The sequence below is a fragment of the Kosakonia sp. MH5 genome (assembly GCF_009935945.1).
Lineage (GTDB): Bacteria > Pseudomonadota > Gammaproteobacteria > Enterobacterales > Enterobacteriaceae > Kosakonia > Kosakonia radicincitans.
In genome coordinates, this window is the sequence record NZ_QODH01000003.1 from 289,507 (window position 1) to 308,501 (window position 18,995).

General features: G+C 55.6%; 21 protein-coding genes. 11 read left to right on the top strand and 10 right to left on the bottom strand.

Annotated elements, in window-relative coordinates:
* The first annotated feature begins 4 nt into the window (after positions 1-4).
* Genes citD through citG form a run of 5 tightly spaced genes read left to right on the top strand, consistent with a single transcriptional unit; the run spans position 5 to position 4,051 of the window.
* Entirely contained in the window at positions 5-298 is a 294-nt protein-coding gene (gene citD / locus DK872_RS11180; RefSeq protein WP_007370186.1) for a citrate lyase acyl carrier protein, read from the top strand.
* The gene (gene citE, locus DK872_RS11185) at positions 295-1,170 is read left to right on the top strand and encodes a citrate (pro-3S)-lyase subunit beta (RefSeq protein ID WP_007370187.1); all 876 of its coding nucleotides are present in this window, start codon (positions 295-297) and stop codon (positions 1,168-1,170) included. The genes citD and citE overlap by 4 nt, the downstream gene beginning before the upstream one ends.
* Before the next feature lie 10 nt (positions 1,171-1,180).
* Positions 1,181-2,707 carry a citrate lyase subunit alpha gene (gene citF, locus DK872_RS11190; protein WP_071921399.1) on the top strand — a complete coding sequence of 509 codons (1,527 nt, stop codon included), beginning with the start codon at positions 1,181-1,183 and terminating at the stop codon, positions 2,705-2,707.
* Positions 2,704-3,243: a citrate lyase holo-[acyl-carrier protein] synthase gene (gene citX, locus DK872_RS11195; protein ID WP_007370189.1), complete on the top strand. Its 540-nt coding sequence runs from the start codon at positions 2,704-2,706 to the stop codon at positions 3,241-3,243. Before citF ends, citX begins: the two co-directional genes overlap by 4 nt.
* The gene (citG, locus tag DK872_RS11200) at positions 3,221-4,051 is read left to right on the top strand and encodes a triphosphoribosyl-dephospho-CoA synthase CitG (protein WP_064563742.1); all 831 of its coding nucleotides are present in this window, start codon (positions 3,221-3,223) and stop codon (positions 4,049-4,051) included. Before citX ends, citG begins: the two co-directional genes overlap by 23 nt.
* Positions 4,052-4,234: 183 nt before the next feature.
* Here the strand turns inward: citG and DK872_RS11205 are convergent, their stop codons facing one another.
* The 4 genes from DK872_RS11205 to mutY all read right to left on the bottom strand — a co-directional run bounded on the left by DK872_RS11205 (position 4,235) and on the right by mutY (position 8,268).
* A complete protein-coding gene (locus DK872_RS11205; RefSeq protein ID WP_007370191.1) occupies positions 4,235-5,488 on the bottom strand; it encodes a nucleoside permease in 1,254 nt (417 codons plus the stop codon).
* A 238-nt stretch (positions 5,489-5,726) separates the two neighbouring features.
* Positions 5,727-6,809, bottom strand: coding sequence for a membrane-bound lytic murein transglycosylase MltC (gene mltC / locus DK872_RS11210; RefSeq protein ID WP_161518404.1), 1,083 nt, complete (start codon positions 6,807-6,809; stop codon positions 5,727-5,729).
* 105 nt (positions 6,810-6,914) lie between these two features.
* Positions 6,915-7,190 carry an oxidative damage protection protein gene (locus tag DK872_RS11215; RefSeq protein WP_007370193.1) on the bottom strand — a complete coding sequence of 92 codons (276 nt, stop codon included), beginning with the start codon at positions 7,188-7,190 and terminating at the stop codon, positions 6,915-6,917.
* A 28-nt stretch (positions 7,191-7,218) separates the two neighbouring features.
* Positions 7,219-8,268, bottom strand: coding sequence for an A/G-specific adenine glycosylase (gene mutY / locus DK872_RS11220; protein WP_090397822.1), 1,050 nt, complete (start codon positions 8,266-8,268; stop codon positions 7,219-7,221).
* A gap of 142 nt (positions 8,269-8,410) precedes the next feature.
* On the opposite strand from mutY, the gene trmB reads away from it, so the two are divergent.
* The 4 genes from trmB (at position 8,411) to wzz(fepE) (ending at position 11,580) form a co-directional block, all read left to right on the top strand.
* On the top strand, positions 8,411-9,130 hold the full coding sequence (gene trmB, locus DK872_RS11225) for a tRNA (guanosine(46)-N7)-methyltransferase TrmB (protein ID WP_007370196.1): 720 nt from the start codon (positions 8,411-8,413) through the stop codon (positions 9,128-9,130).
* Positions 9,130-9,456, top strand: a complete 327-nt coding sequence (locus tag DK872_RS11230) for a YggL family protein (RefSeq protein WP_007370197.1) — start codon at positions 9,130-9,132, stop codon at positions 9,454-9,456. Before trmB ends, DK872_RS11230 begins: the two co-directional genes overlap by 1 nt.
* Before the next feature lie 55 nt (positions 9,457-9,511).
* Positions 9,512-10,231 (top strand): DUF2884 domain-containing protein, encoded by a 720-nt coding sequence (locus DK872_RS11235; RefSeq protein WP_161518362.1) that lies wholly within the window; start codon positions 9,512-9,514, stop codon positions 10,229-10,231.
* Between the two features lie 245 nt (positions 10,232-10,476).
* Complete coding sequence (gene wzz(fepE) / locus DK872_RS11240) at positions 10,477-11,580, top strand: LPS O-antigen length regulator Wzz(fepE) (RefSeq protein WP_161518363.1); 1,104 nt, start codon at positions 10,477-10,479, stop codon at positions 11,578-11,580.
* Positions 11,581-11,631: 51 nt separating this feature from the next.
* Here the strand turns inward: wzz(fepE) and hemW are convergent, their stop codons facing one another.
* The 5 genes from hemW to DK872_RS11265 are packed head-to-tail and all read right to left on the bottom strand — an operon-like array spanning position 11,632 to position 14,939.
* Positions 11,632-12,768 carry a radical SAM family heme chaperone HemW gene (gene hemW, locus DK872_RS11245; RefSeq protein ID WP_161518364.1) on the bottom strand — a complete coding sequence of 379 codons (1,137 nt, stop codon included), beginning with the start codon at positions 12,766-12,768 and terminating at the stop codon, positions 11,632-11,634.
* Positions 12,761-13,354 carry an XTP/dITP diphosphatase gene (locus DK872_RS11250; RefSeq protein WP_007370201.1) on the bottom strand — a complete coding sequence of 198 codons (594 nt, stop codon included), beginning with the start codon at positions 13,352-13,354 and terminating at the stop codon, positions 12,761-12,763. Before DK872_RS11250 ends, hemW begins: the two co-directional genes overlap by 8 nt.
* Before the next feature lie 8 nt (positions 13,355-13,362).
* Positions 13,363-13,653, bottom strand: a complete 291-nt coding sequence (yggU, locus tag DK872_RS11255; RefSeq protein ID WP_072439420.1) for a DUF167 family protein YggU — start codon at positions 13,651-13,653, stop codon at positions 13,363-13,365.
* A complete protein-coding gene (locus DK872_RS11260; RefSeq protein ID WP_007370203.1) occupies positions 13,650-14,216 on the bottom strand; it encodes a YggT family protein in 567 nt (188 codons plus the stop codon). Before DK872_RS11260 ends, yggU begins: the two co-directional genes overlap by 4 nt.
* An 18-nt stretch (positions 14,217-14,234) precedes the next feature.
* Entirely contained in the window at positions 14,235-14,939 is a 705-nt protein-coding gene (locus DK872_RS11265) for a YggS family pyridoxal phosphate-dependent enzyme (RefSeq protein WP_007370204.1), read from the bottom strand.
* A gap of 17 nt (positions 14,940-14,956) precedes the next feature.
* On the opposite strand from DK872_RS11265, the gene DK872_RS11270 reads away from it, so the two are divergent.
* The gene (locus tag DK872_RS11270) at positions 14,957-15,937 is read left to right on the top strand and encodes a type IV pilus twitching motility protein PilT (RefSeq protein ID WP_161518365.1); all 981 of its coding nucleotides are present in this window, start codon (positions 14,957-14,959) and stop codon (positions 15,935-15,937) included.
* Here DK872_RS11270 and DK872_RS11275 read toward each other — a convergent pair.
* On the bottom strand, positions 15,934-18,192 hold the full coding sequence (locus DK872_RS11275; RefSeq protein WP_161518366.1) for an FAD-dependent oxidoreductase: 2,259 nt from the start codon (positions 18,190-18,192) through the stop codon (positions 15,934-15,936). The two genes, DK872_RS11270 and DK872_RS11275, sit on opposite strands and share 4 nt — an antisense overlap.
* Before the next feature lie 65 nt (positions 18,193-18,257).
* Between DK872_RS11275 and DK872_RS11280 the strand changes: the two genes are divergently transcribed.
* On the top strand, positions 18,258-18,950 hold the full coding sequence (locus DK872_RS11280; RefSeq protein ID WP_007370207.1) for a hypothetical protein: 693 nt from the start codon (positions 18,258-18,260) through the stop codon (positions 18,948-18,950).
* Positions 18,951-18,995: the final 45 nt, after the last annotated feature.

Genomic DNA, 18,995 nt, shown 5'->3' on the forward strand with positions numbered 1-18,995 from the left:
AAATATGAAAATTGTGAGGGAGGCGCTGGCCGGAACCATGGAGTCCAGCGACCTGATGGTGAAAATAGCCCCCGCCGAAGGCGAGCTGGAAGTCGTTGTTCACAGCGAGGTTATCAAGCAGTTTGGCGATCAGATCCGCAAGGTGGTGAACGACACGCTGCGGGCAATGGCGGTTCACCAGGGCTTGATCATCATTGAAGATAAAGGCGCGCTGGACTGCGTTATCCGCGCACGCTTACAGAGTGCGGTACTGCGCGCATCGGAAGGAACCGGGATCGACTGGGGGAAACTGCTGTGAAAAAACTCCGTCGTAGCATGCTGTTTCTGCCGGGCGCTAACGCCGCCATGCTCTCCACCGCGTTTATCTATCGTCCGGATTCGATCATGTTCGATCTGGAAGACGCCGTCGCCCTGCGTGAAAAAGACACCGCGCGCCTGCTGGTGTTTCATGCCCTGCAACACCCGATGTACCAGGATATCGAAACCGTGGTGCGTATCAACCCGCTGAACACGCCGTTTGGCCTGCCGGATCTGGAAGCGGTCGTGCGTGCCGGTGTGGATGTGGTGCGCTTACCGAAAACGGATACCCCGGAAGATATCTACGAACTGGAGCGCCACCTCGAACGTATCGAGCTGGCCTGCGGACGTGAAGTGGGATCGACCCGCGTGATGGCGGCCATCGAATCTGCGATCGGCGTTATTAATGCCGTGGCGATTGCCCGCAGCTCTCAGCGCCTGATCGGTATTGCGCTGGCCGCTTTCGACTATGTGATGGATATGCAGACTGAACGCGGCGACGGCACCGAGCTGTTTTATGCCCGCTGCGCCGTGCTGCATGCCGCGCGCGCTGCCGGTATCGATGCTTTCGATGTGGTGTGGTCAGACGTTAACGACGAAGCCGGATTCCTTCGCGAAGTCGAGTTGATCCGCAAAATGGGCTTCAACGGCAAGTCGCTGATAAACCCGCGGCAAATCGATCTGTTGCATAACGCCTATGCGCCAACGCAGCAGGAAGTGGACCACGCGCAGCGGGTTATTGAAGCGGCGGAAGAGGGTGAACGCAACGGGCTTGGCGTCGTCTCGCTGAACGGCAAAATGATCGACGCCCCGATTATTAATCACGCGCAGATGGTGCTGGAACGTGCGGCCGCGTCCGGCGTGCGTCGGTAAGGACAGAACAATGAATCAGACAGAGCTTCTTCACGTTAATTTTCCCCATCTGCGTGAATTAAAACCCTTCGACAGCGCTCATGCCGCCACGCCGTGGCTGGCGGACGTTAACAGCAAACACACGCGCAAACTCTGCGCCACGCTGGAAGACGCCATCGCCCGCAGCGGCCTGAAAGACGGGATGACCATTTCGTTCCACCACGCCTTTCGCGAAGGCGACCGGGTGATTAACAACGTTGTCGCCACGCTGGCGCGTCTGGGGTTTAAAAATCTGACGCTGGCTTCCAGTTCGCTGATGACCTGCAACGATGCGCTCATCGAACACATTGAGAGTGGCGTGATTACCCGCATTTACACCTCCGGCATGCGCGGCAAGCTGGCGGATGCCATCTCTCATGGCCTGATGGCGGAACCGGTACAAATTCACTCCCATGGCGGGCGCGTCAGACTGTTACAGGATGGCGAACTGAAGATTGACGTCGCCTTTCTTGGCGTACCCTGCAGCGATGAGTTTGGCAACGCCAACGGCACACAGGGGAAATCCTGCTGCGGTTCGCTGGGCTACGCGATGGTGGATGCGAAGTTCGCCCGTAAAGTGGTGCTGCTGACCGAAGCGCTGGTGCCGTTCCCGAATATGCCCGCCAGCCTCGGTCAGGATCAGGTGGATCTGATTGTGCAGGTGGAGAGCGTGGGCGATCCGGCAAAAATCAGCGTCGGCGCGGCGCGCGTCACCAGCAACCCGCGAGAACTGATGATCGCGCGCTATGCGGCGGATGTGATCGAGCACTCCGGCTATTTCAAAGATGGCTTTTCCATGCAGACCGGCTCCGGAGCCGCGGCGACGGCGGCGACCCGCTTTATGGAAGAGAAAATGGAGCGCCACGGAGTGAAGGCCAGTTTCGCACTCGGCGGTATCACTGGCGGACTGGTGGAGCTGCATGAGAAAGGGCTGATCGGCAAACTGCTGGATACGCAGTGTTTTGACGGCGAAGCGGCGGCATCGCTGCGCCGTAATCCGAATCACGTTGAGATCTCGACTGATGTCTATGCCAATCCTGGCGGCAAAGCGGCCAGCTGCGACCAGCTGGACGTGGTGATCCTCAGCGCGCTGGAGATCGACACGGAGTTTAACGTCAATGTGATTACCGGTTCAGACGGTGTGATGCGCGGCGCATCCGGTGGTCACTGTGATGTGGCGGCCGCGGCAAACCTGACCATTGTCGTGGCGCCGTTACTGCGCAGCCGTATTCCGACGGTAGTGAAACGCGTGACCACACTGTTGACGCCAGGGGAAAGCATCGACGTGCTGGTGACGGACCACGGGATTGCGGTGAACCCGGCGCGTCCGGAAATCCGCGAACGCCTGCTGGCGGCGGGGCTGAAAATTGTTGATATCGAAGCACTGTATCAACGCGCCATCTCGCTGACCGGTGAACCTAAACCGATCGCCTTTACTGACCGTATTGTCGGGGTGATCCGCTACCGTGATGGCACCGTCATTGACGTTGTCCGTCAGGTTAAAGAGGAAAATGCATGACGACACTGACGCCCGTCCGGGCGGGCGTCAGCCTTGAAGCGCTGCTGGCGGCGAAAGACAGCCGTGCAGCGCGTCAGGCTGACTGGCTCGCTCACTATCAACAACCGGTCATTTCACTGACGCTGGTGACGCCCGGCGCGGTAAAAGACAGTATTCGCTATCGCAATACTATGGGAGTGGCGTTACAGGCCTGCGATCAACTGCTGTGGCAGAACCGCTGGCAGGTGCTGGACCGGCAGGTACTGTGGCTGCCGACCGGCGCAGAAGCCCTGTGGTGTGTTGCGCATCCGGCGGTGGAAATCAAGGCGCAGTGCGTTGAGATGGAACAGACGCATCCGCTGGGACGTCTGTGGGACTTTGATGTGCTGTGCCCGCAGGCGGGACAGGTTGGACGACATTCACTGGATCTGACTACCCGCCGTTGCCTGGTGTGCGATGAGCCGGCGCACGGCTGCGCGCGTTCGCGCCGCCACCCGGTGGATGAAGTGGTTGCCCGCGTGGAGAAACTGATTGATGGCTGGTTTGCCCGCGACTGAATCCGTGGTTATCAGCGTACCGGAGCTTGCTGCCCGGGCGCTGCGCCTCGAACTGGATCTCACGCCGAAACCGGGGCTGGTGGACCGGGCGAACAACGGCTCGCACCAGGATATGGATCATGCGCTGTTTTTACGCAGCATTGCGGCCATCACGCCATGGTTTTCCGTCTTTGAACAGGCCGGGCGTGAACATGCCCACAAGGCGGCAGGAGTCCAGTTGCGCCTGCTGCGCCCGGCGGGCATTGCGTGCGAACAGGCGATGTTTGCTGCCACCGGCGGGGTGAATACCCACAAAGGCGGGATTTTTTCGCTGGGTCTGCTCTGTTTTGCCGCCGGACGACTGCAGGGACAACGCCGGCCGCTGCAGGCAGAAACGTTGTGCCGGCAGGTCAGTGAAATCTGTCGCGGGCTGGTGGCGCGTGAACTGGCGGCCCGGCCACAGGCTGTGACGGCAGGTGAGAAACAGTTTCTGGAGTATGGTCTTACTGGGGCGCGCGGCGAGGCCGAACAGGGTTTTGCCACCGTGCGCCGCGCAGTATTGCCGTTCTGGCATCAGGAGCAGGGCGAAAGGCGGCTGCAGCATGCGTTATTGCGTCTGATGGCGGCAAACCCGGACAGCAATCTGGTGTCGCGCGGCGGCATTGCCGGGCTGCGCTATGTGCAGGATTATGCGGCGACTTTACTGGCGGTCGGCTGGGATAACGATGCGTTGTCTGAAATGGACAGGGCGCTGATGTCCCGACGCTTAAGCCCCGGCGGCAGCGCCGATTTGCTGGCGGTCGCGTACGTGTTGGCGCAACTTCCATAGCGCTGCATCGGGCGGCGTTATTCATCCGGGCTTTTCCAGCACAGATAAGTCGATTGAGATAGCGGCTGCCCCCATTGCCGGATGGCGCTGGATTCTCCGGTCTGTGGATTTACCCGGCCGGAACAGGCCGAGAGGTATTAAAAAGGCATAAAAAAACCCGGCGCTCAGGCCGGGTTTTTTGTCTTACGCTTTCTGGGCGACTGCCGCAGGTTCGCGCACATGTTTGTATTTAAACAGTGTCACGAAGGCAAAAGCCAGTACCAGCGAATAACCGGCAAAAATCAGCCATACGGTTTTCCAGTCGGTAACGCCTGCGGTGGTGTAGATCTCTACCACTTTACCGCTGGCCATACCGCCGAGGATACAGCCGAAGCCGTTGGTCATCATCAGCAGCATACCCTGTGCACTGGCGCGGATCGCCGGGTTTACCTCTTTCTCAACGAACACCGAACCGGAGATGTTGAAGAAGTCGAATGCGCAGCCGTAGACAATCATCGACAGCACCAGCAGCACGGTACCGAACGGTGTCGGGTCGCCATAGGCGAACAGACCAAAACGCAGAACCCAGGCGAAGATACTGATCATCATTACGTTCTTGATGCCGTAGCGGCTCATAAAGAACGGAATCGCGAGGATGAAGACAGTTTCGGAAATCTGCGAAATAGACATCATCACTGACGCATGGGTCACGATGAAGCTATTCGCAAACAGCGGGTTGGCATCGAAGCTGTGCAGGAAGGTGTTGCCGAACATGTTGGTGATCTGCAACTCTGCGCCCAGCATCATCGAGAAGATGAAGAAGATCGCCATGCGCTTGTTTTTAAACAGCGCGAAAGCGTTCAGGCCCAGCATTTCCACCCAGGTCTGTTTCTCGGTGCTTTTCGCAACCGGCATGTGCGGCAACGTCAGGGAGAACAGGCTCAGCACCAGCGACAGCACAGCACCGATATAGAGCTGCATATGGCTCAGTTCGAAGCCGGAGAAGCTCACCACCCACATCGCCAGGATAAAGCCAATGGTGCCCCAGATACGGATTGGCGGGAAATCGGTAACGATATCGTGCCCGGCGGATTTCAGGCGGAAGTAAGAGATGGTGTTTACCAGGCTCAGCGTTGGCATATAGGCCAGCGAGTTGAGCAGAATAATGGCAAACATCGCGCCCGGCGTGGTAACACCTGCGGCAATAAACAGGGTGATCGCACCGACCAGGTGGCACAGAGCATAAACCCATTTCGCGCTCAGCCATTTGTCGGCAATGATACCGAGCAGCGGCGGCATCAGCAGCGAGGCAATGCCCAGCGAACTATATACCGCACCAATGGATGCACCATCAAATTTCAGCGTGACGAACATATACGAGCCAAGCGTCGTCAGCCAGCTTCCCCACAGGCAGAACTGCAGAAAGATAATGACTTTCAGCTGCAGCTTAAGATTCATGCTAATTTCCTCACAAAGGAGACGGACAGATGTTGGAATGGGCACAATTAATATTGTTATGTGTCAGGATTCTATCATCACCTGGGTGGCGAATTTGTTATGCCCGACATAAAAATGCAAACTTCCTCTGATTGCATTTACATATGGTGACGGATATCACACTTTAGCGCAACCGTTTGCATCACGCAGATGAATACCTTATGCCTCTTTCGCACAAATGCACGAAAGAGGCACAAGATCAGTTGCGACGCCAGGTCTTCTGAGCCGAATTGACTTTATAGAGGTAGCGGCGGGATTCCGCCGACGGATGGCGGGTGGTCAGTGTCTGGTAAACATCACCTGGAGTCATGGTGTTGATGATATTGGCGGCCTGCATCTTATCGCTGGAAAAGACGCGAAGTACGCTGCCCGCACCACCGTTATAGGCGGTGATCACTGCATAACGCCGGGATGTCGGGTTACTGATGCCGGAGAGATAAACATTATTCAGCATCGCCAGATATGCGGTGCCGATATCAATATTGCTCTGCGGATCGAACAGATAGCTGCGATCCGGCGTACCGGATCTGCCCTGGGCGCGGAAGACATCTTTCCCGGCGCTGTGCTGTACCACCTGCATCAGGCCCTGCGCGTCAGAGCGGCTAACCGCGTACGGGTTAAACGACGACTCCGTCTGCATAATCGCCAGAATCAGCGACTCATCGACGCCATATTTCCGCGAGGCCTGGCGTACCATACCGATATATTTATGCGCACGTTTGTCCAGATGATTCGGCACCAGATTGATCGTCACACTATAGATAACGCGTAAGCCGTTACTGCGTTTTTTCAGCCGGGTTTGCAGCAGGTAATCCGCAAAGCGCGCCGCGCGCCACTCCCAGCGGATCGCTTCACCGTTGTTATCCAGCACCTGGCCGTAAAGGAACGGTTCTTTGGAGATCGGGATATCATCGGTATCAGAATAGAGGTCGATAGATCCGGGATCGTCGCCCATCAGCAGGGTTTTGATAATCGCCTGGCGCAGATGTGCAGCCGGATCGGTGCCGGAGATCGTTTCGATGGTGATGGTACCTGCATCAAAGTTGATGTGGCTGCGAGTCTGGTACTGGTCGGTGTATTTAACGTAGTCCTTCGGCCCGGCGATCAGGACTTCGTTAAATCCCCAAAGATTCTCAATGTTGTGGGCGAACTGCCCCATCAAAATATCAAAACCGTTAGTGTCTTTAATCCAGGCTTCGTTATAGGCTTCGCCCGATTTGTTAGAGCTGGAACAAGAAATCAGTAACGGCGCGATCATCACTAGCGCTAAAAATTTTTTCATCATTCCGGATGCAATTGTGTTTGGGGAAAACGCGCCTGTGACGCCCGGGCGCTGGCAATATCTCCCTGTTTCGCGACATTGCCAGCCGTGCAGGTATTTAGCCGCTTATTTTTTCTCTTGCGGCGTATAGCCTTCGATATGCACGTCTTTACCTTCAAACAGGAAATTCACCATCTCCTGTTCCAGCAGTTTGCGGTGCTCGGTATTCATCATGTTGAGCTTTTTCTCGTTAATCAGCATGGTTTGCTTCTGCTGCCACTGCTTCCAGGCCTCTTTCGAGATCTCGTTATAAATGCGTTTACCCAGATCGCCCGGATAGAGCTGGAAGTCTTGTCCCTCTGCTTCGCGTTGCAGGAAGGTACAAAAAATGGTTCTGCTCATAAAAAATCCTCTCTACTTGCGCGCCGTGCTACTTCGCTTCGGCGCGTAATTGCTGTATCAGGCGTTCCACTGGAGCCGCCAGACCGACGGATGGCGGCTGCGCCAAGTTATACCAGAGACCCGCGCCATCATCCATGCAGGATGAGAACGAGGACACGCCAAGCCACATAGGCACAATATCCAGATGGAAATGGCTGAAGGTATGGCGGAACGCCACAAGCTGGCTGAGATTATCGGCGCTAATGTTCCTCTGCGCCAGCCAGTCGCGCAGACCCGCTTCATCGCTGAACTGCGGGAAACAGAACAGACCGCCCCACAGCCCGCTGGGCGGGCGCTGTTCGAGATAAACCTCGCCTTCATGCTGCATCAGCAGGAAATAGCCGCTGCGTTCAGGCAGCGTCTGTTTGGGTTTTTTACCGGGATATTGTGCCCACGACTGCGCCGCTTTTGCTTCGCAGCCTGTTTGCAACGGGCACAATTCGCACTTCGGTCTGGAACGTGTACAGACGATAGCACCGAGATCCATCATCGCCTGGTTAAAGCGCTCCACCCCTTTTGCCGGTGTGACTTCAGTGCTGATATCCCACAGCCGCTTTTCCACCTCTTTTTTACCCGGCCAGCCCGTAACGGCGTAGCAGCGTGCCAGCACACGTTTAACGTTACCGTCGAGGATGGGAAAATGTTTACCCAGCGACAGTGAGAGGATCGCGCCTGCAGTGGAACGGCCAACGCCAGGAAGCGCGGCCACTTCATCAAAGGTTTCCGGGAAACGACCGCCATGCAGGTTCGCCACCTGCTGTGCGGCTTTATGCAGATTGCGGGCGCGGGCGTAGTAGCCGAGCCCGGTCCACAGATGCAGCACTTCATCCAGCGGAGCGTTTGCCAGATCGGTCACCGTCGGGAAACGGGCCATAAAACGCTGGAAATAAGGAATAACGGTTGCAACCTGCGTCTGTTGCAACATCACTTCCGACAGCCATACTTTGTAAGGCGTTTTTTCAATTTGCCAGGGCAGGGTTTTTCGCCCGTATTTATCGTACCAGTCCAGAACCTGGGCTGAAAATTGAGACGCTTGCATGGTCACCAGAATCGCGTTGTCAGGGGCGAAGATTGCAGCACAGAGGCGTTGGCCTGTAAACCGGAACTTTCCGGTGCTTGCATCATGCGATTAACTTTGGATAATGCCCGTTTCCTGAACACTCTCACGAGCAGATCATTTTATGAATAACGACGTCATTTCACCGGAATTTGATGAAAACGGCCGCCCATTGCGCCGGATTCGTAGCTTTGTCCGTCGCCAGGGCCGCCTGACCAAAGGGCAGCAGCACGCGCTGGAAAATTACTGGCCGGTGATGGGCGTTGAGTTCAGCGAACAGCCGCTGGATCTCGTCGCGCTGTTTGGTCGCACGGCGCCGGTGACGCTGGAAATTGGTTTCGGCATGGGCGCTTCGCTGGTGGAGATGGCGAAAATGCGTCCGGAGCAGAACTTCCTTGGTATTGAAGTGCACTCGCCGGGCGTCGGCGCTTGCCTCTCTTCTGCGCATGAAGAGGGCGTTGAGAACCTACGCGTGATGTGCCATGACGCGGTCGAAGTGCTGCATAAAATGATTCCTGACAATTCTTTAAATATGGTGCAGCTGTTTTTCCCTGACCCGTGGCATAAAGCGCGTCATAATAAACGCCGCATCGTTCAGGTACCGTTTGCTGAACTGGTGAAAAGCAAGCTCAAGCTGGGCGGCGTGTTCCATATGGCGACTGACTGGGAAGCCTATGCGCAACATATGCTTGAAGTGATGTCCTCTATCGACGGTTATAAAAACTTGTCGGCGACGAATGACTTTGTGCCGCGTCCGGATTCGCGTCCAGTGACTAAATTTGAACAGCGTGGCCACCGTCTTGGTCACGGCGTATGGGACTTAATGTTCGAGAGGGTGAAATAATGGCAACAAACCGCAGTCGTCGCTTGCGTAAAAAAATGCATATCGACGAGTTCCAGGAACTGGGTTTTTCCGTTGCATGGCGTTTTCCGGAAGGTACCAGCGAAGAGCAGATCGATAAAACCGTTGATGACTTTATTCAGGAAGTGATCGAGCCGAATAAGCTGGCGTTTGACGGCAGTGGTTATCTGGCCTGGGACGGTCTGATTTGTTTGCAGGAAATCGGTAAATGTACCGAAGAACATCAGGCCATTGTGCGTAAGTGGCTGGAAGACCGCAAACTGAGCGAGGTACGCATCAGCGAACTTTTCGACGTTTGGTGGGACTAATAAAGCATAAGGGGCCAGCATTAGCTGGCCCGTTTTGTCTCTACAGGAGTTTTTTATGATGCGCAAAACGCTGTTGGCGGCGGCTCTTACGGTTACCGCATTTGCGGCTCAGGCTGATTATCAATGTGGCGTGACGCCGCGTGACGATGTGATCATCAGCCCGCAAACCGTGCAGGTGAAAGGTGAGAACGGTAACCTGGTGATCACCCCGGACGGCAATGTCATGTTTAACGGCAAGCAACCTTCGCTAACCACTGCGCAGCGCGAACAGGCGAAGGATTACCAGGCCGAATTGCGCAGTGCTCTGCCATGGATTGACGATGGCGCGCGCAGTCGCGTGGAGAAAAGCCGTGCAGCGCTGGATACGATCATTGTCAAACAGGTGGGAGAGAATAGCAGCATGCGCAACCGTCTGACCAGGCTGGATGCGCAACTGAAAGAGCAGATGAACCGCATTATTGAACATCGCAACGATGGCCTGACATTCCACTACAAAGCGATTGATGAAGTGCGCGCCAATGGTCAGCAACTGGTGAACCAGACAATGGGCGGCATTCTGCAGGACAGCATCAACGAAATGGGTGCTAAAGCCGTGCTGAAGAGCGGCGGTAATCCGCTACAGAGCGTGCTGGGGAGCCTCGGCGGTTTACAGACGGCTATTCAGGATGAGTGGAAAAACCAGGAAGCGGATTTCCAGCAGTTTGGCAAAGACGTGTGTAAGCGCGTCGTCTCGCTGGAAGAAAACCGCAAAGCGTTGACCGCCGGATTGAAGTGATCCGCTCTTATAGTTTTTTATTTTCGGAATAGTCAAATAAAGCCCGGCTATATTAGTCGGGCTTATTATTTTACCCGCTATATTATATCTCTGGAATCCTTTCAAGCCGCCTTATGATATTAATTAAGGTAGGTTGACAGGAGCTTGTATTAATGTGACTGAAATATAGAGAATTAATTTACTTTAAGAACTCTCTTATTGATGATAGTATCGAATTTCAAATCATGGACTCGATACTTACTTGTATGACATCACTACATATTCAATCGAAAAATGACGCCTCAATCTATGAAGATTTTCCTGAGCGGTACAAAAATACCGAGCTTGATCTGCTCGGTTTAATTAGTACCTTGTGGGAAAGTAAGCGAATCATTATCTCGACTATTCTGATGTTTTCTCTGGTCGGATTCTTCATTAGTGCGTTATTAACGCCAAAATGGACCAGCCAGGCAGAAATCACGCCAGCAGAAAAACCGCAATGGAGCCAACTGCAAAAGACCCTTTCTACTTTGCAGGTTCTCGACGTTAAACCTTCTCTTGATAAGGTTGAAGTATTTAACCTGTTCCTGAAAAAGTTTAATTCTGAGTCGCTGCGTGAAGAGTTCCTGGCATCGTCTCCGCTGGTGGCCGGCAAGCTGATGGCTTCTAATCCCGATGTTGAAGAGTTGCGCCGCGGCATTGTACTGCTGTCCGGGAAGATCAAGGCGGTCAATAACACGCCGGTGAAAAGCGCCGATAACGTGCCTTACCAGTCCTGGACATTAAGCTTCACCGCCCCGACGGCTGGCGAGGCTAAGGAAATTCTTAACAGCTATATCAATTATATTTCTGCGTTGGTTGTTAAAGAAACATTAGATTATCTGCGCGAAGAAGTGGATTTAAAAAAGGATACGGAGAGGGAGTCGCTGGCGATGGAGCGTGAGCGGATGAATACGCTGCATGACACCAAGTTGAAGCGCCTAAATTACTCGCTGGAAGTGGCAAATGCTGCCGGTATTAAGCGTCCTGTTTACAGTAATGGGCAATCCGTACAGGATGACCCGGATTATTCCATCGCTCTGGGGGCTGATGGCATTGCTGAAAAGCTTAAAATCGAACAGTCAATTGTCGATGTTACCCGGCTTAATGCGGATTTCCGTTATCGTGAACATCGCCTGGCGGAACTGGAAAAACTGGATATTAAAGATATCACCTTTACGCCGTTTAAATATCAGCTTTCCCCGTCTTTACCTACCAAAAAAGAGGGGGCGGGTCGGGTTTTATTTATTATTTTAGCGGCGCTGTGTGGTGGGGTTATTGCCAGTGCTGTGGTATTAGTTCGACACGCTTTGCAGCAACGGAATCATTAATCTTTCTGTAGTACTTTGGCCCTCTGCGTTCCGCGCAGAGGGCCAAAGTCTTTATTCAGTCAGAAACAACTCAAGCAGAGAATTGAGAAACAGCTTACCGTGTTCGGTTATTTGCCAGTACGTGTCACATTCATTCAAATAATTTAATGCCAGCGCCTGCTCGATCTGCGGGCGTATCGTACTTTCATCCAGCCCGGTGTAGCGGGTGAATTCAGCGCGTGGCGCAGGCTCCAGCAGGCGAAAGCGATTCATAAAGAATTCGAACGGTTTATCCTGCGCTTCAACATCATGCTGCTTATCAAGGTATTTTCCCTGCATATACCCACGCGGATGGCGGGTTTTCGCCGTGCGCAGGATGCGCCCATCCGGAAAAGTGACTTTACCGTGCGCGCCGCAACCAATACCCAGGTAATCACCAAAGCGCCAGTAGTTGAGGTTATGCTGACACTGATAACCCGGTTTCGCATAGGCTGAGGTTTCATACTGCTGATAGCCGGCCGCGGTAAGGATCTGGTGTCCCTGCTCGAAAATATCCCACAGCGCATCGTCATCCGGCAGCACCGGCGGGCGCGAGCCAAACAGCGTATTGGGTTCGATAGTCAGTTGATACCACGACAGGTGCGGTGGGTTAAGTTCGATGGCCTGGCGCAGATCGTCCAGCGCCTCTTCCAGCGACTGATCCGGCAGGCCGTGCATCAAATCGAGGTTAAAGCTGCGCAACCCCAGCCCGCTTGCCAGCTTTGCCGCGCGTTTCGCTTCCTCCGGGCCGTGAATTCGCCCGAGCCGCTGAAGCTTGGTTTCACTGAAGCTTTGTACGCCGATGGAGATACGGTTCACGCCCGCACGCTGGTAATCGACAAAACGGTCGGCTTCCACGGTGCCTGGGTTGGCTTCCATGGTAATTTCCGCATCGGCCGCCATCGGCAGCCGGGCGCGCACGCCATCCAGCAGCGTTTGCATCGCCGGGCCGGACAGCAGGCTCGGTGTGCCGCCACCAATAAAGATGGTCTTTATTTCACGTCCCTGCGCCCAGGGCGCGTCAGCATCGAGGTCGTTCAGCAGATGCTGAACGTAATCGTCGTGCGGCACTTCGCCCTTCAGCGCGTGCGAGTTGAAGTCGCAGTACGGGCATTTCTGCACGCACCAGGGAATATGGATATAAAGGCTCAAAGGTGGCAAATCAGCCATTACGCAGTGCTTCCAGTAACAATTTTAACGCCTGACCGCGATGGGAAATGGCGCTTTTCTCTTCGCGAGTAAGTTCCGCAGCGGTTTTACCCCTGGAAGGAACAAAGAAAATCGGATCGTAGCCAAAACCGCCGCTGCCAGCCGGTTGCTGCGCGATCACGCCTGACCAGCTACCGTGACATACCAGCGGCGTCGGATCGTTCGCATGACGCATATAGACCAGCACACAGTGGAACTGTGCGGTACGTTGTTCATCCGGGACCGATTTCAGCGCATCGAGCAGCTTTTCCAGATTCTGCTGATCGGTTGCATCCACGCCGGAATAGCGCGCCGAATAGATCCCCGGGGCGCCCTGCAATGCATCAACCGCCAGGCCGGAATCGTCAGCGATGGCGGGCAAACCGGTAACCTGCGCCGCGTGGCGAGCTTTGAGGATGGCGTTCTCAATAAACGTCAGCCCGGTCTCTTCTGCGGACTCAACGCCCAGTTCAGTTTGTGCGACCACGTCGAGGCCGAAATCATTCAATAGCGAGGCAAGCTCGCGCACTTTACCGGCATTACCGGTCGCGAGGACAACTTTTTGCATAGTGGATCCTAATCGATTAGCGCCGCGACTTCCGTCGGGATCTGTTGCGGGTGGGTAATTTTAATCTGCTTATGGCGGCCCAGCTCGCCTTTTTCAATCACCACCTGGTTTTTTGCCACGCGAAACTGCTTTGCGAGGTATTTGACCAGGTGCGCATTTGCCTGGCCGTCTACAGGCGGAGCGGTGATGGCGACTTTCAGTTCGTCGCCATGCAACCCGATAATGTTGTCGCGGCTGGCTTTCGGCTGAATGTACAGCCGCAAAACCAGCCCCTCTTCACAGGTAGAAACGGCACTCATAGTGCCATCCACAACCCCGGCAGAAGAATATCGCCGGTGGATTGCAGTAGCTCCGCAACGCCCATATTGATGACGTACAGCAGCAGCACCAGGATCATCGGCGAGAAGTCGATGCCGCCCATCGCTGGCAGCAGATTACGGATTGGGCGCAGCAGCGGTTCCGTCAACTGTATTAAAACGTACTCGACCGGGCTACGGCCCTGGCTGACCCAACTCATGATCGCCATGACCAGCAGTACCCAGAAAATCATCAGACCGATGGTTTTCAGTAAAATCAGCAGCGCGGAAATCCAGATGATCGGCTGGAACGTGATCACCATAAACAGCACGATCGCCTTGATAAAACTGAGTACAAAAGCGATCAGCAGCGAGGCGCTATCCAGCGGCCCCAGCGGCGGAATGACACGGCGCAGCGGCCCGACAATCGGCTGTGTAGCTTTCACTACAAACTGCGAAAACGGGTTGTAAAAATCGCAGCGTGCCCACTGCATCCAGACGCGCAACAGCAGAACCATCGTATAGAGTTCAAGCACTGTCGAGAGCAGGAAAGTCAACGTCTTCATGGCGTTCCTCAGTATTCCTTAATTTTTCGTGTAATCGCGCGCACCAAAAATGGCTGTCCCGATGCGCACCATCGTGCTGCCAGCCGCAATGGCGGCGGTCATGTCGTCCGTCATGCCCAGCGACAGGGTATCCACCGTTGGATAACGTGTTTTGAGCGCTTCAAATGCTACAGCCATTTGCCGTGCTACGGCAAACTGCCGCGCGTACTCCGTTTCCGGCGCGGGGATCGCCATCAAACCTCGCAGACAAATGCCAGGTAATTCAACAACCTGTGCCGCCAGCGCATCCAGCTCGCCGAGGGCAATGCCCGATTTGCTCTGTTCGTCGCTGATGTTGACCTGAATCAGCACATTCAGCGGCGGCAGGTCGGCGGGGCGCTGTTCGCTTAAGCGGCTGGCGATCCGCAAACGATCGATAGTGTGGCACCAGTCGAAATGTTCGGCTACCAGACGGCTTTTGTTGGACTGCAACGGTCCGATAAAGTGCCATTGCAGGTCATCCACGCCCGCCTCGCGGAAGTGAAGGATCTTATCGACCCCTTCCTGAACATAGTTTTCTCCAAACGCGCGCTGTCCGGCGTCGATGGCTTCTGCGACAGCGCTCGCAGGCTTGGTTTTGCTCACTGCAAGTAAAGTAACTTCTGCTGGAGCACGGCCGCATTGTGTTGCGGCAGCGGAGATTTTGTCCCGGACCTGTGCCAGGTTGTGCGCAATATCGTTCATGTTTCCAGGATAGCGTTATGGATATAGATGAAATAGTGGAGCTTAGTGTAAAGCATAATGTCTCGGATCTACACCTGTGCAGTCATTGTCCACCGCGCTGGCGACAGCAGGGACGACTGGTGCCTGCGCCTTTTCCCGAGCCTGACATCAGCGGGTTTCTCAATGCTTATCTGAGCAGCGCGCTGCAGCAGCAATGGCGAGAACAGGGGCAGGTTGATTTCGCCCTGACCACCGCGCGCGGGCAGCGCTTGCGTGCTGGTGCGTTCAGCCATCATCAGGGCGTCTCGCTGGCGCTGCGACTGCTGGCGCAAAGCAGCCCATTGCTTGCTGAACTGGATGTGCCCGTCGCGCTGAGCACTCTGCTGGAGCGGGATAACGGGCTGATTCTGGTTACCGGGGCCACAGGCAGCGGTAAATCCACGACCCTGGCGGCGATGGTTGAGCATCTCAACCAACATCATGACGGGCATATTTTGACGCTGGAAGATCCGATTGAATTTGTCCATACCAGCAAGCGGTGCCTGATCCAGCAGCGGGAGATCGGCCAGCACTGTAGCTCATTCGCTGCCGGTTTGCGTGCGGCGCTACGTGAAGATCCGGATGTGATCCTGCTGGGCGAGCTGCGCGACAGTGAAACCATCCGCCTGGCTTTGACTGCTGCAGAGACCGGGCATCTGGTGCTGGCCACGCTGCATACACGTGGGGCAGCGCAGGCGGTGGAACGTCTGGTGGATACGTTTCCGGCGCAGGAGAAAGATCCGGTACGCAGCCAGTTGGCCGGAAGCCTGCAAGCGGTGCTGGCGCAGAGGCTGGAAGCAGACACGCGGGGTGGGCGGATCGCGCTGTTTGAGCTGCTGATTAACTCTCCGGCGGTCGCGAATCTGATCCGCGAAGGCAAAACGCACCAGTTGCCCGGTGTGATGCAGACCGGGCAGCAGGCGGGCATGCAGACCTTTGCGCAAAGTCACCAACAGCGCGTTCAGCAGGGGTGGCTTTAACATACGTTTAGCGAATACACCGCAGGCAGGGCGCCTGCTGTCGCGAGGATCTCCAGCCGAACGCTCAATGCTGTCAGCGGTTCGGGGAACTGGTGCTGGCAGACGGAGTGGTGATTCTCCCGCACTTCAGCCAGAAGTTTATCGTCCGCCCACAGGCGGTAGTGCGTAATACAGTGTGGCGTCACCGCGTAGTGATGGCCCATTTGCACCGACTCCATGGCGTTATCAAAGTCGTTGTCCTGTACCAGCGTCAGATGGTGGATCTGGCGCGGCGTCGCCCAACGCCAGACGATTTCCGGCGTTGGATCGTTAGCATCCGGCGTCCAGCCGTTGATCTGCTGCTCCGGGCGCAGGCGTCCGTTGAGCACATTTTGTACGCTCCAGGCCATTAATGGCTGGCTGAAACGCAGGGCAGGCATAATTTGTTGCGGATGACGGCGCGGCAGCCAGAAGTCGAACTCGTCGACGCCATAATCGCCATCGACAACCTGACGAGTGTGTTTCGCCACGCGTGCATTCAGGCTGTTAAATACCGTCATCATGCCGGGCAGATGCGTATCCGTCAGGGCGATCTCGACCACATCCTGCACGTCGAAGGCGATAAACAGATACTGGTCGCGGTCACTCTGCCAGCGGAATGACAAGGTGTGCCAGGCTTCGCCGGAAACCTGTAATACAGACTCGGCGTATTGATAATCGGGGGTAAAATTTCCGGCACGCGCGCTGCCGAGCAGGGATACTGCCAGCGTTTGCGGCGTTTTGGCCCGCAGAAACAGCGCGATATCCGGCAACTGCGCACCAGCCTGTACCGGCAGCAGCAGTGCCATCCGCCCCGTTAATGCGTGCCAGCGACCACTGGCAGGAAGTTCAGTCAGTTGATATTCACTACTGGCGCTGACCTCCGCTCCGGCCGCCGGATCGTTCAGCCAGCGTCGTGGAATATAGCAGCCGTTAGCCTGTAACTGCTGTTGCAGTAAGCCGATGTGTGCAGGCTCCGCCAGTTCACGCGGGGTAAGGCGCTCTGTTTTACAAAGAGCGGCGGCGCGGCCCACCACTTCACCCAGCAGACCGCAGGTGCACATCACGCGGGCGCTGCCAAACGCGACATGGGAGGCGGAAATCAGCCTGCCGGTGAGGAACAGATTGTCCAGCGAGCGGCTATAAAGGCAGCGAAATGGAATGGTATAGGTACCTTTGCTGTGAAACTGGCGGCAGCCGTCGTGCGTGCTGTAAACGCCATCTGCCGGATGCAGGTCGATCGACCAGCCTCCGTAAGCCACGGCATCGTAGTGATCGCGTTGTTCGATAATATCCTGCTGGCACAGTAAATGATCGCCGAGGAAGCGGCGGCTTTCGCGCTTGCCAGGAATTGCGCCCACCCATTCGATGGTCATATTCGCAGCTTCCGGGAAGTTGCCGGAGTTTTTAATATGATCCCAGACGCCCCAGACGATTTTCCACAGTTCCCATTTGATCTCTTCGCTTTCATGCACGGTATCCAGACGGCCTCCCCACTCCAGCCACCACAGATCGCAACCGTTCAGCGTCGATGTCAGCCGCTTGTAGCGCGGGATTTCGGTTATATCTTGCAGCGCAAAAGAGGGCGGTACAAAGTTGACCGGTCCATCGGTTTGTTTGGTGTAGAAGTAGATCGAATGACCCAGCTTATGGCCGAAATGATCCCCCGGCGCCATCTTCTCGCCCAGCTCTTGTGCCTCTTCCGCACCCTCGCGATATTCAGCGCCCGCCAGAAAACCCAGCACGCCATCGCCGGTGGCGTCGCAAAACTGCGCTGCATTTACGCTGTAAAAGGTTTCGTTGATTGGATTGAAGGCTTTGATCCGGATAATGCGCTGCTGCTCTTTTTCCACTTCATAAACGGCAGTATTCAGCAAAAGCGTTAACCCCGGCTGGCTTTTTGCCAGATCCAGCAGGACCAGATCGAACATCACTGGGTTGCCCTCTTTGTTGCGCCAGAGGTTCTCTTCCATGATTTCGCCCATGATGCCGCCTTCGCGCGCCCAGCGGTTATTGTTCCCCATATGCGACGTGGCGCCATTCGCCCACAGTCTTACTTCGCTGGAGGCATTCCCGCCAAGTACAGGCCTGTCCTGAATCAGCACCACTTGTAAGCCGTCGCGGGCAGCCGCAAGAGCGGCGCAAAGACCGGCAAGGCCGCCGCCTGCAACCAACAGATCGCAGCGAAGATGCTGCGTCGGAAAGGTTCTTGCCTCGCTATGGGGAAAGATCTTCATAACCTTGTATCCTTCTTTACTGACGGTAAAATCGAATTTTGAGCAATCTGATGAGCGAATCCTGAATGTCCTCACAACCTAACCAAAGCCTGATTGATGGTATCCGCTGCCTGCAGTATCTGGTTTCCAGTGGTCGCGCCATTGGTTGCCGCGAGCTGGCTCGCCTGATGGGCATTAACACTACGCGCGTCAACCGGTTGCTGATGACCATGGCGTCGATCGGCCTGACCATGCAGGATGCTCAGCGACGCTATCTGCCGGGGCCTGGTATCCATGCGCTGGCGGCGCAGGCGATTCGCGGCTCGGCGCTTTTCTCCCAGGCGCTCCCCCTGCTTGAACGCCACGCCCCGAAAGACATCGTGGTGGCGATGGGCGTGCTGTGGGAGGATCAGGTCATCTATATCTATCACTCCGAACCCGGTAGTCAGGTCAGCCAGGCGCTGGCTGGTTTTCATATGCTGCCCGCCTGGCAATCTGTCATCGGCATGTCGCTGCTGGCGGCGGAAAGCGATGATGAACTGCAAAAACGCTTTACCGACGAGCAGTGGCAGCAGCTTGGCCCGCATGTCGCTCTTCAGCGTCAGCAGGGCCATGTGGTCTGGCATCATGACGACGGCGAAGTGTCGATGGCCAAACCCCTCGGCGCGCACTCTGCGGCGCTGGCCTTTGCCGGAATGTGGAACATCGAAGACGCTGAGGTCGAAACCCGCTTGCAGGCGCTTCATACACTGGCCAGCCATCTGACGGAAAAGGCCTGACAGATTTATCGCTCTGTTATGTTTCTTTTATAGAAACAATCAGAG

Bases quoted from the DNA above. Each gene is read 5' to 3' on its own strand.
- DK872_RS11215 (WP_007370193.1), bottom strand. From the start codon at position 7,190: ATGAGCAGAACCATTTTTTGTACCTTCCTGCAACGCGAAGCAGAGGGA.
- citG (WP_064563742.1), top strand. From the start codon at position 3,221: ATGGCTGGTTTGCCCGCGACTGAATCCGTGGTTATCAGCGTACCGGAG.
- citF (WP_071921399.1), top strand. From the start codon at position 1,181: ATGAATCAGACAGAGCTTCTTCACGTTAATTTTCCCCATCTGCGTGAA.
- mutY (WP_090397822.1), bottom strand. From the start codon at position 8,268: ATGCAAGCGTCTCAATTTTCAGCCCAGGTTCTGGACTGGTACGATAAA.
- yggU (WP_072439420.1), bottom strand. From the start codon at position 13,653: ATGAGTGCCGTTTCTACCTGTGAAGAGGGGCTGGTTTTGCGGCTGTAC.
- DK872_RS11275 (WP_161518366.1), bottom strand. From the start codon at position 18,192: ATGAAGATCTTTCCCCATAGCGAGGCAAGAACCTTTCCGACGCAGCAT.
- DK872_RS11250 (WP_007370201.1), bottom strand. From the start codon at position 13,354: ATGCAAAAAGTTGTCCTCGCGACCGGTAATGCCGGTAAAGTGCGCGAG.
- trmB (WP_007370196.1), top strand. From the start codon at position 8,411: ATGAATAACGACGTCATTTCACCGGAATTTGATGAAAACGGCCGCCCA.
- citD (WP_007370186.1), top strand. From the start codon at position 5: ATGAAAATTGTGAGGGAGGCGCTGGCCGGAACCATGGAGTCCAGCGAC.
- DK872_RS11280 (WP_007370207.1), top strand. From the start codon at position 18,258: ATGTCCTCACAACCTAACCAAAGCCTGATTGATGGTATCCGCTGCCTG.
- hemW (WP_161518364.1), bottom strand. From the start codon at position 12,768: ATGGCTGATTTGCCACCTTTGAGCCTTTATATCCATATTCCCTGGTGC.
- DK872_RS11260 (WP_007370203.1), bottom strand. From the start codon at position 14,216: ATGAAGACGTTGACTTTCCTGCTCTCGACAGTGCTTGAACTCTATACG.
- DK872_RS11235 (WP_161518362.1), top strand. From the start codon at position 9,512: ATGATGCGCAAAACGCTGTTGGCGGCGGCTCTTACGGTTACCGCATTT.
- DK872_RS11270 (WP_161518365.1), top strand. From the start codon at position 14,957: ATGGATATAGATGAAATAGTGGAGCTTAGTGTAAAGCATAATGTCTCG.
- DK872_RS11205 (WP_007370191.1), bottom strand. From the start codon at position 5,488: ATGAATCTTAAGCTGCAGCTGAAAGTCATTATCTTTCTGCAGTTCTGC.
- mltC (WP_161518404.1), bottom strand. From the start codon at position 6,809: ATGAAAAAATTTTTAGCGCTAGTGATGATCGCGCCGTTACTGATTTCT.
- DK872_RS11265 (WP_007370204.1), bottom strand. From the start codon at position 14,939: ATGAACGATATTGCGCACAACCTGGCACAGGTCCGGGACAAAATCTCC.
- DK872_RS11230 (WP_007370197.1), top strand. From the start codon at position 9,130: ATGGCAACAAACCGCAGTCGTCGCTTGCGTAAAAAAATGCATATCGAC.
- citX (WP_007370189.1), top strand. From the start codon at position 2,704: ATGACGACACTGACGCCCGTCCGGGCGGGCGTCAGCCTTGAAGCGCTG.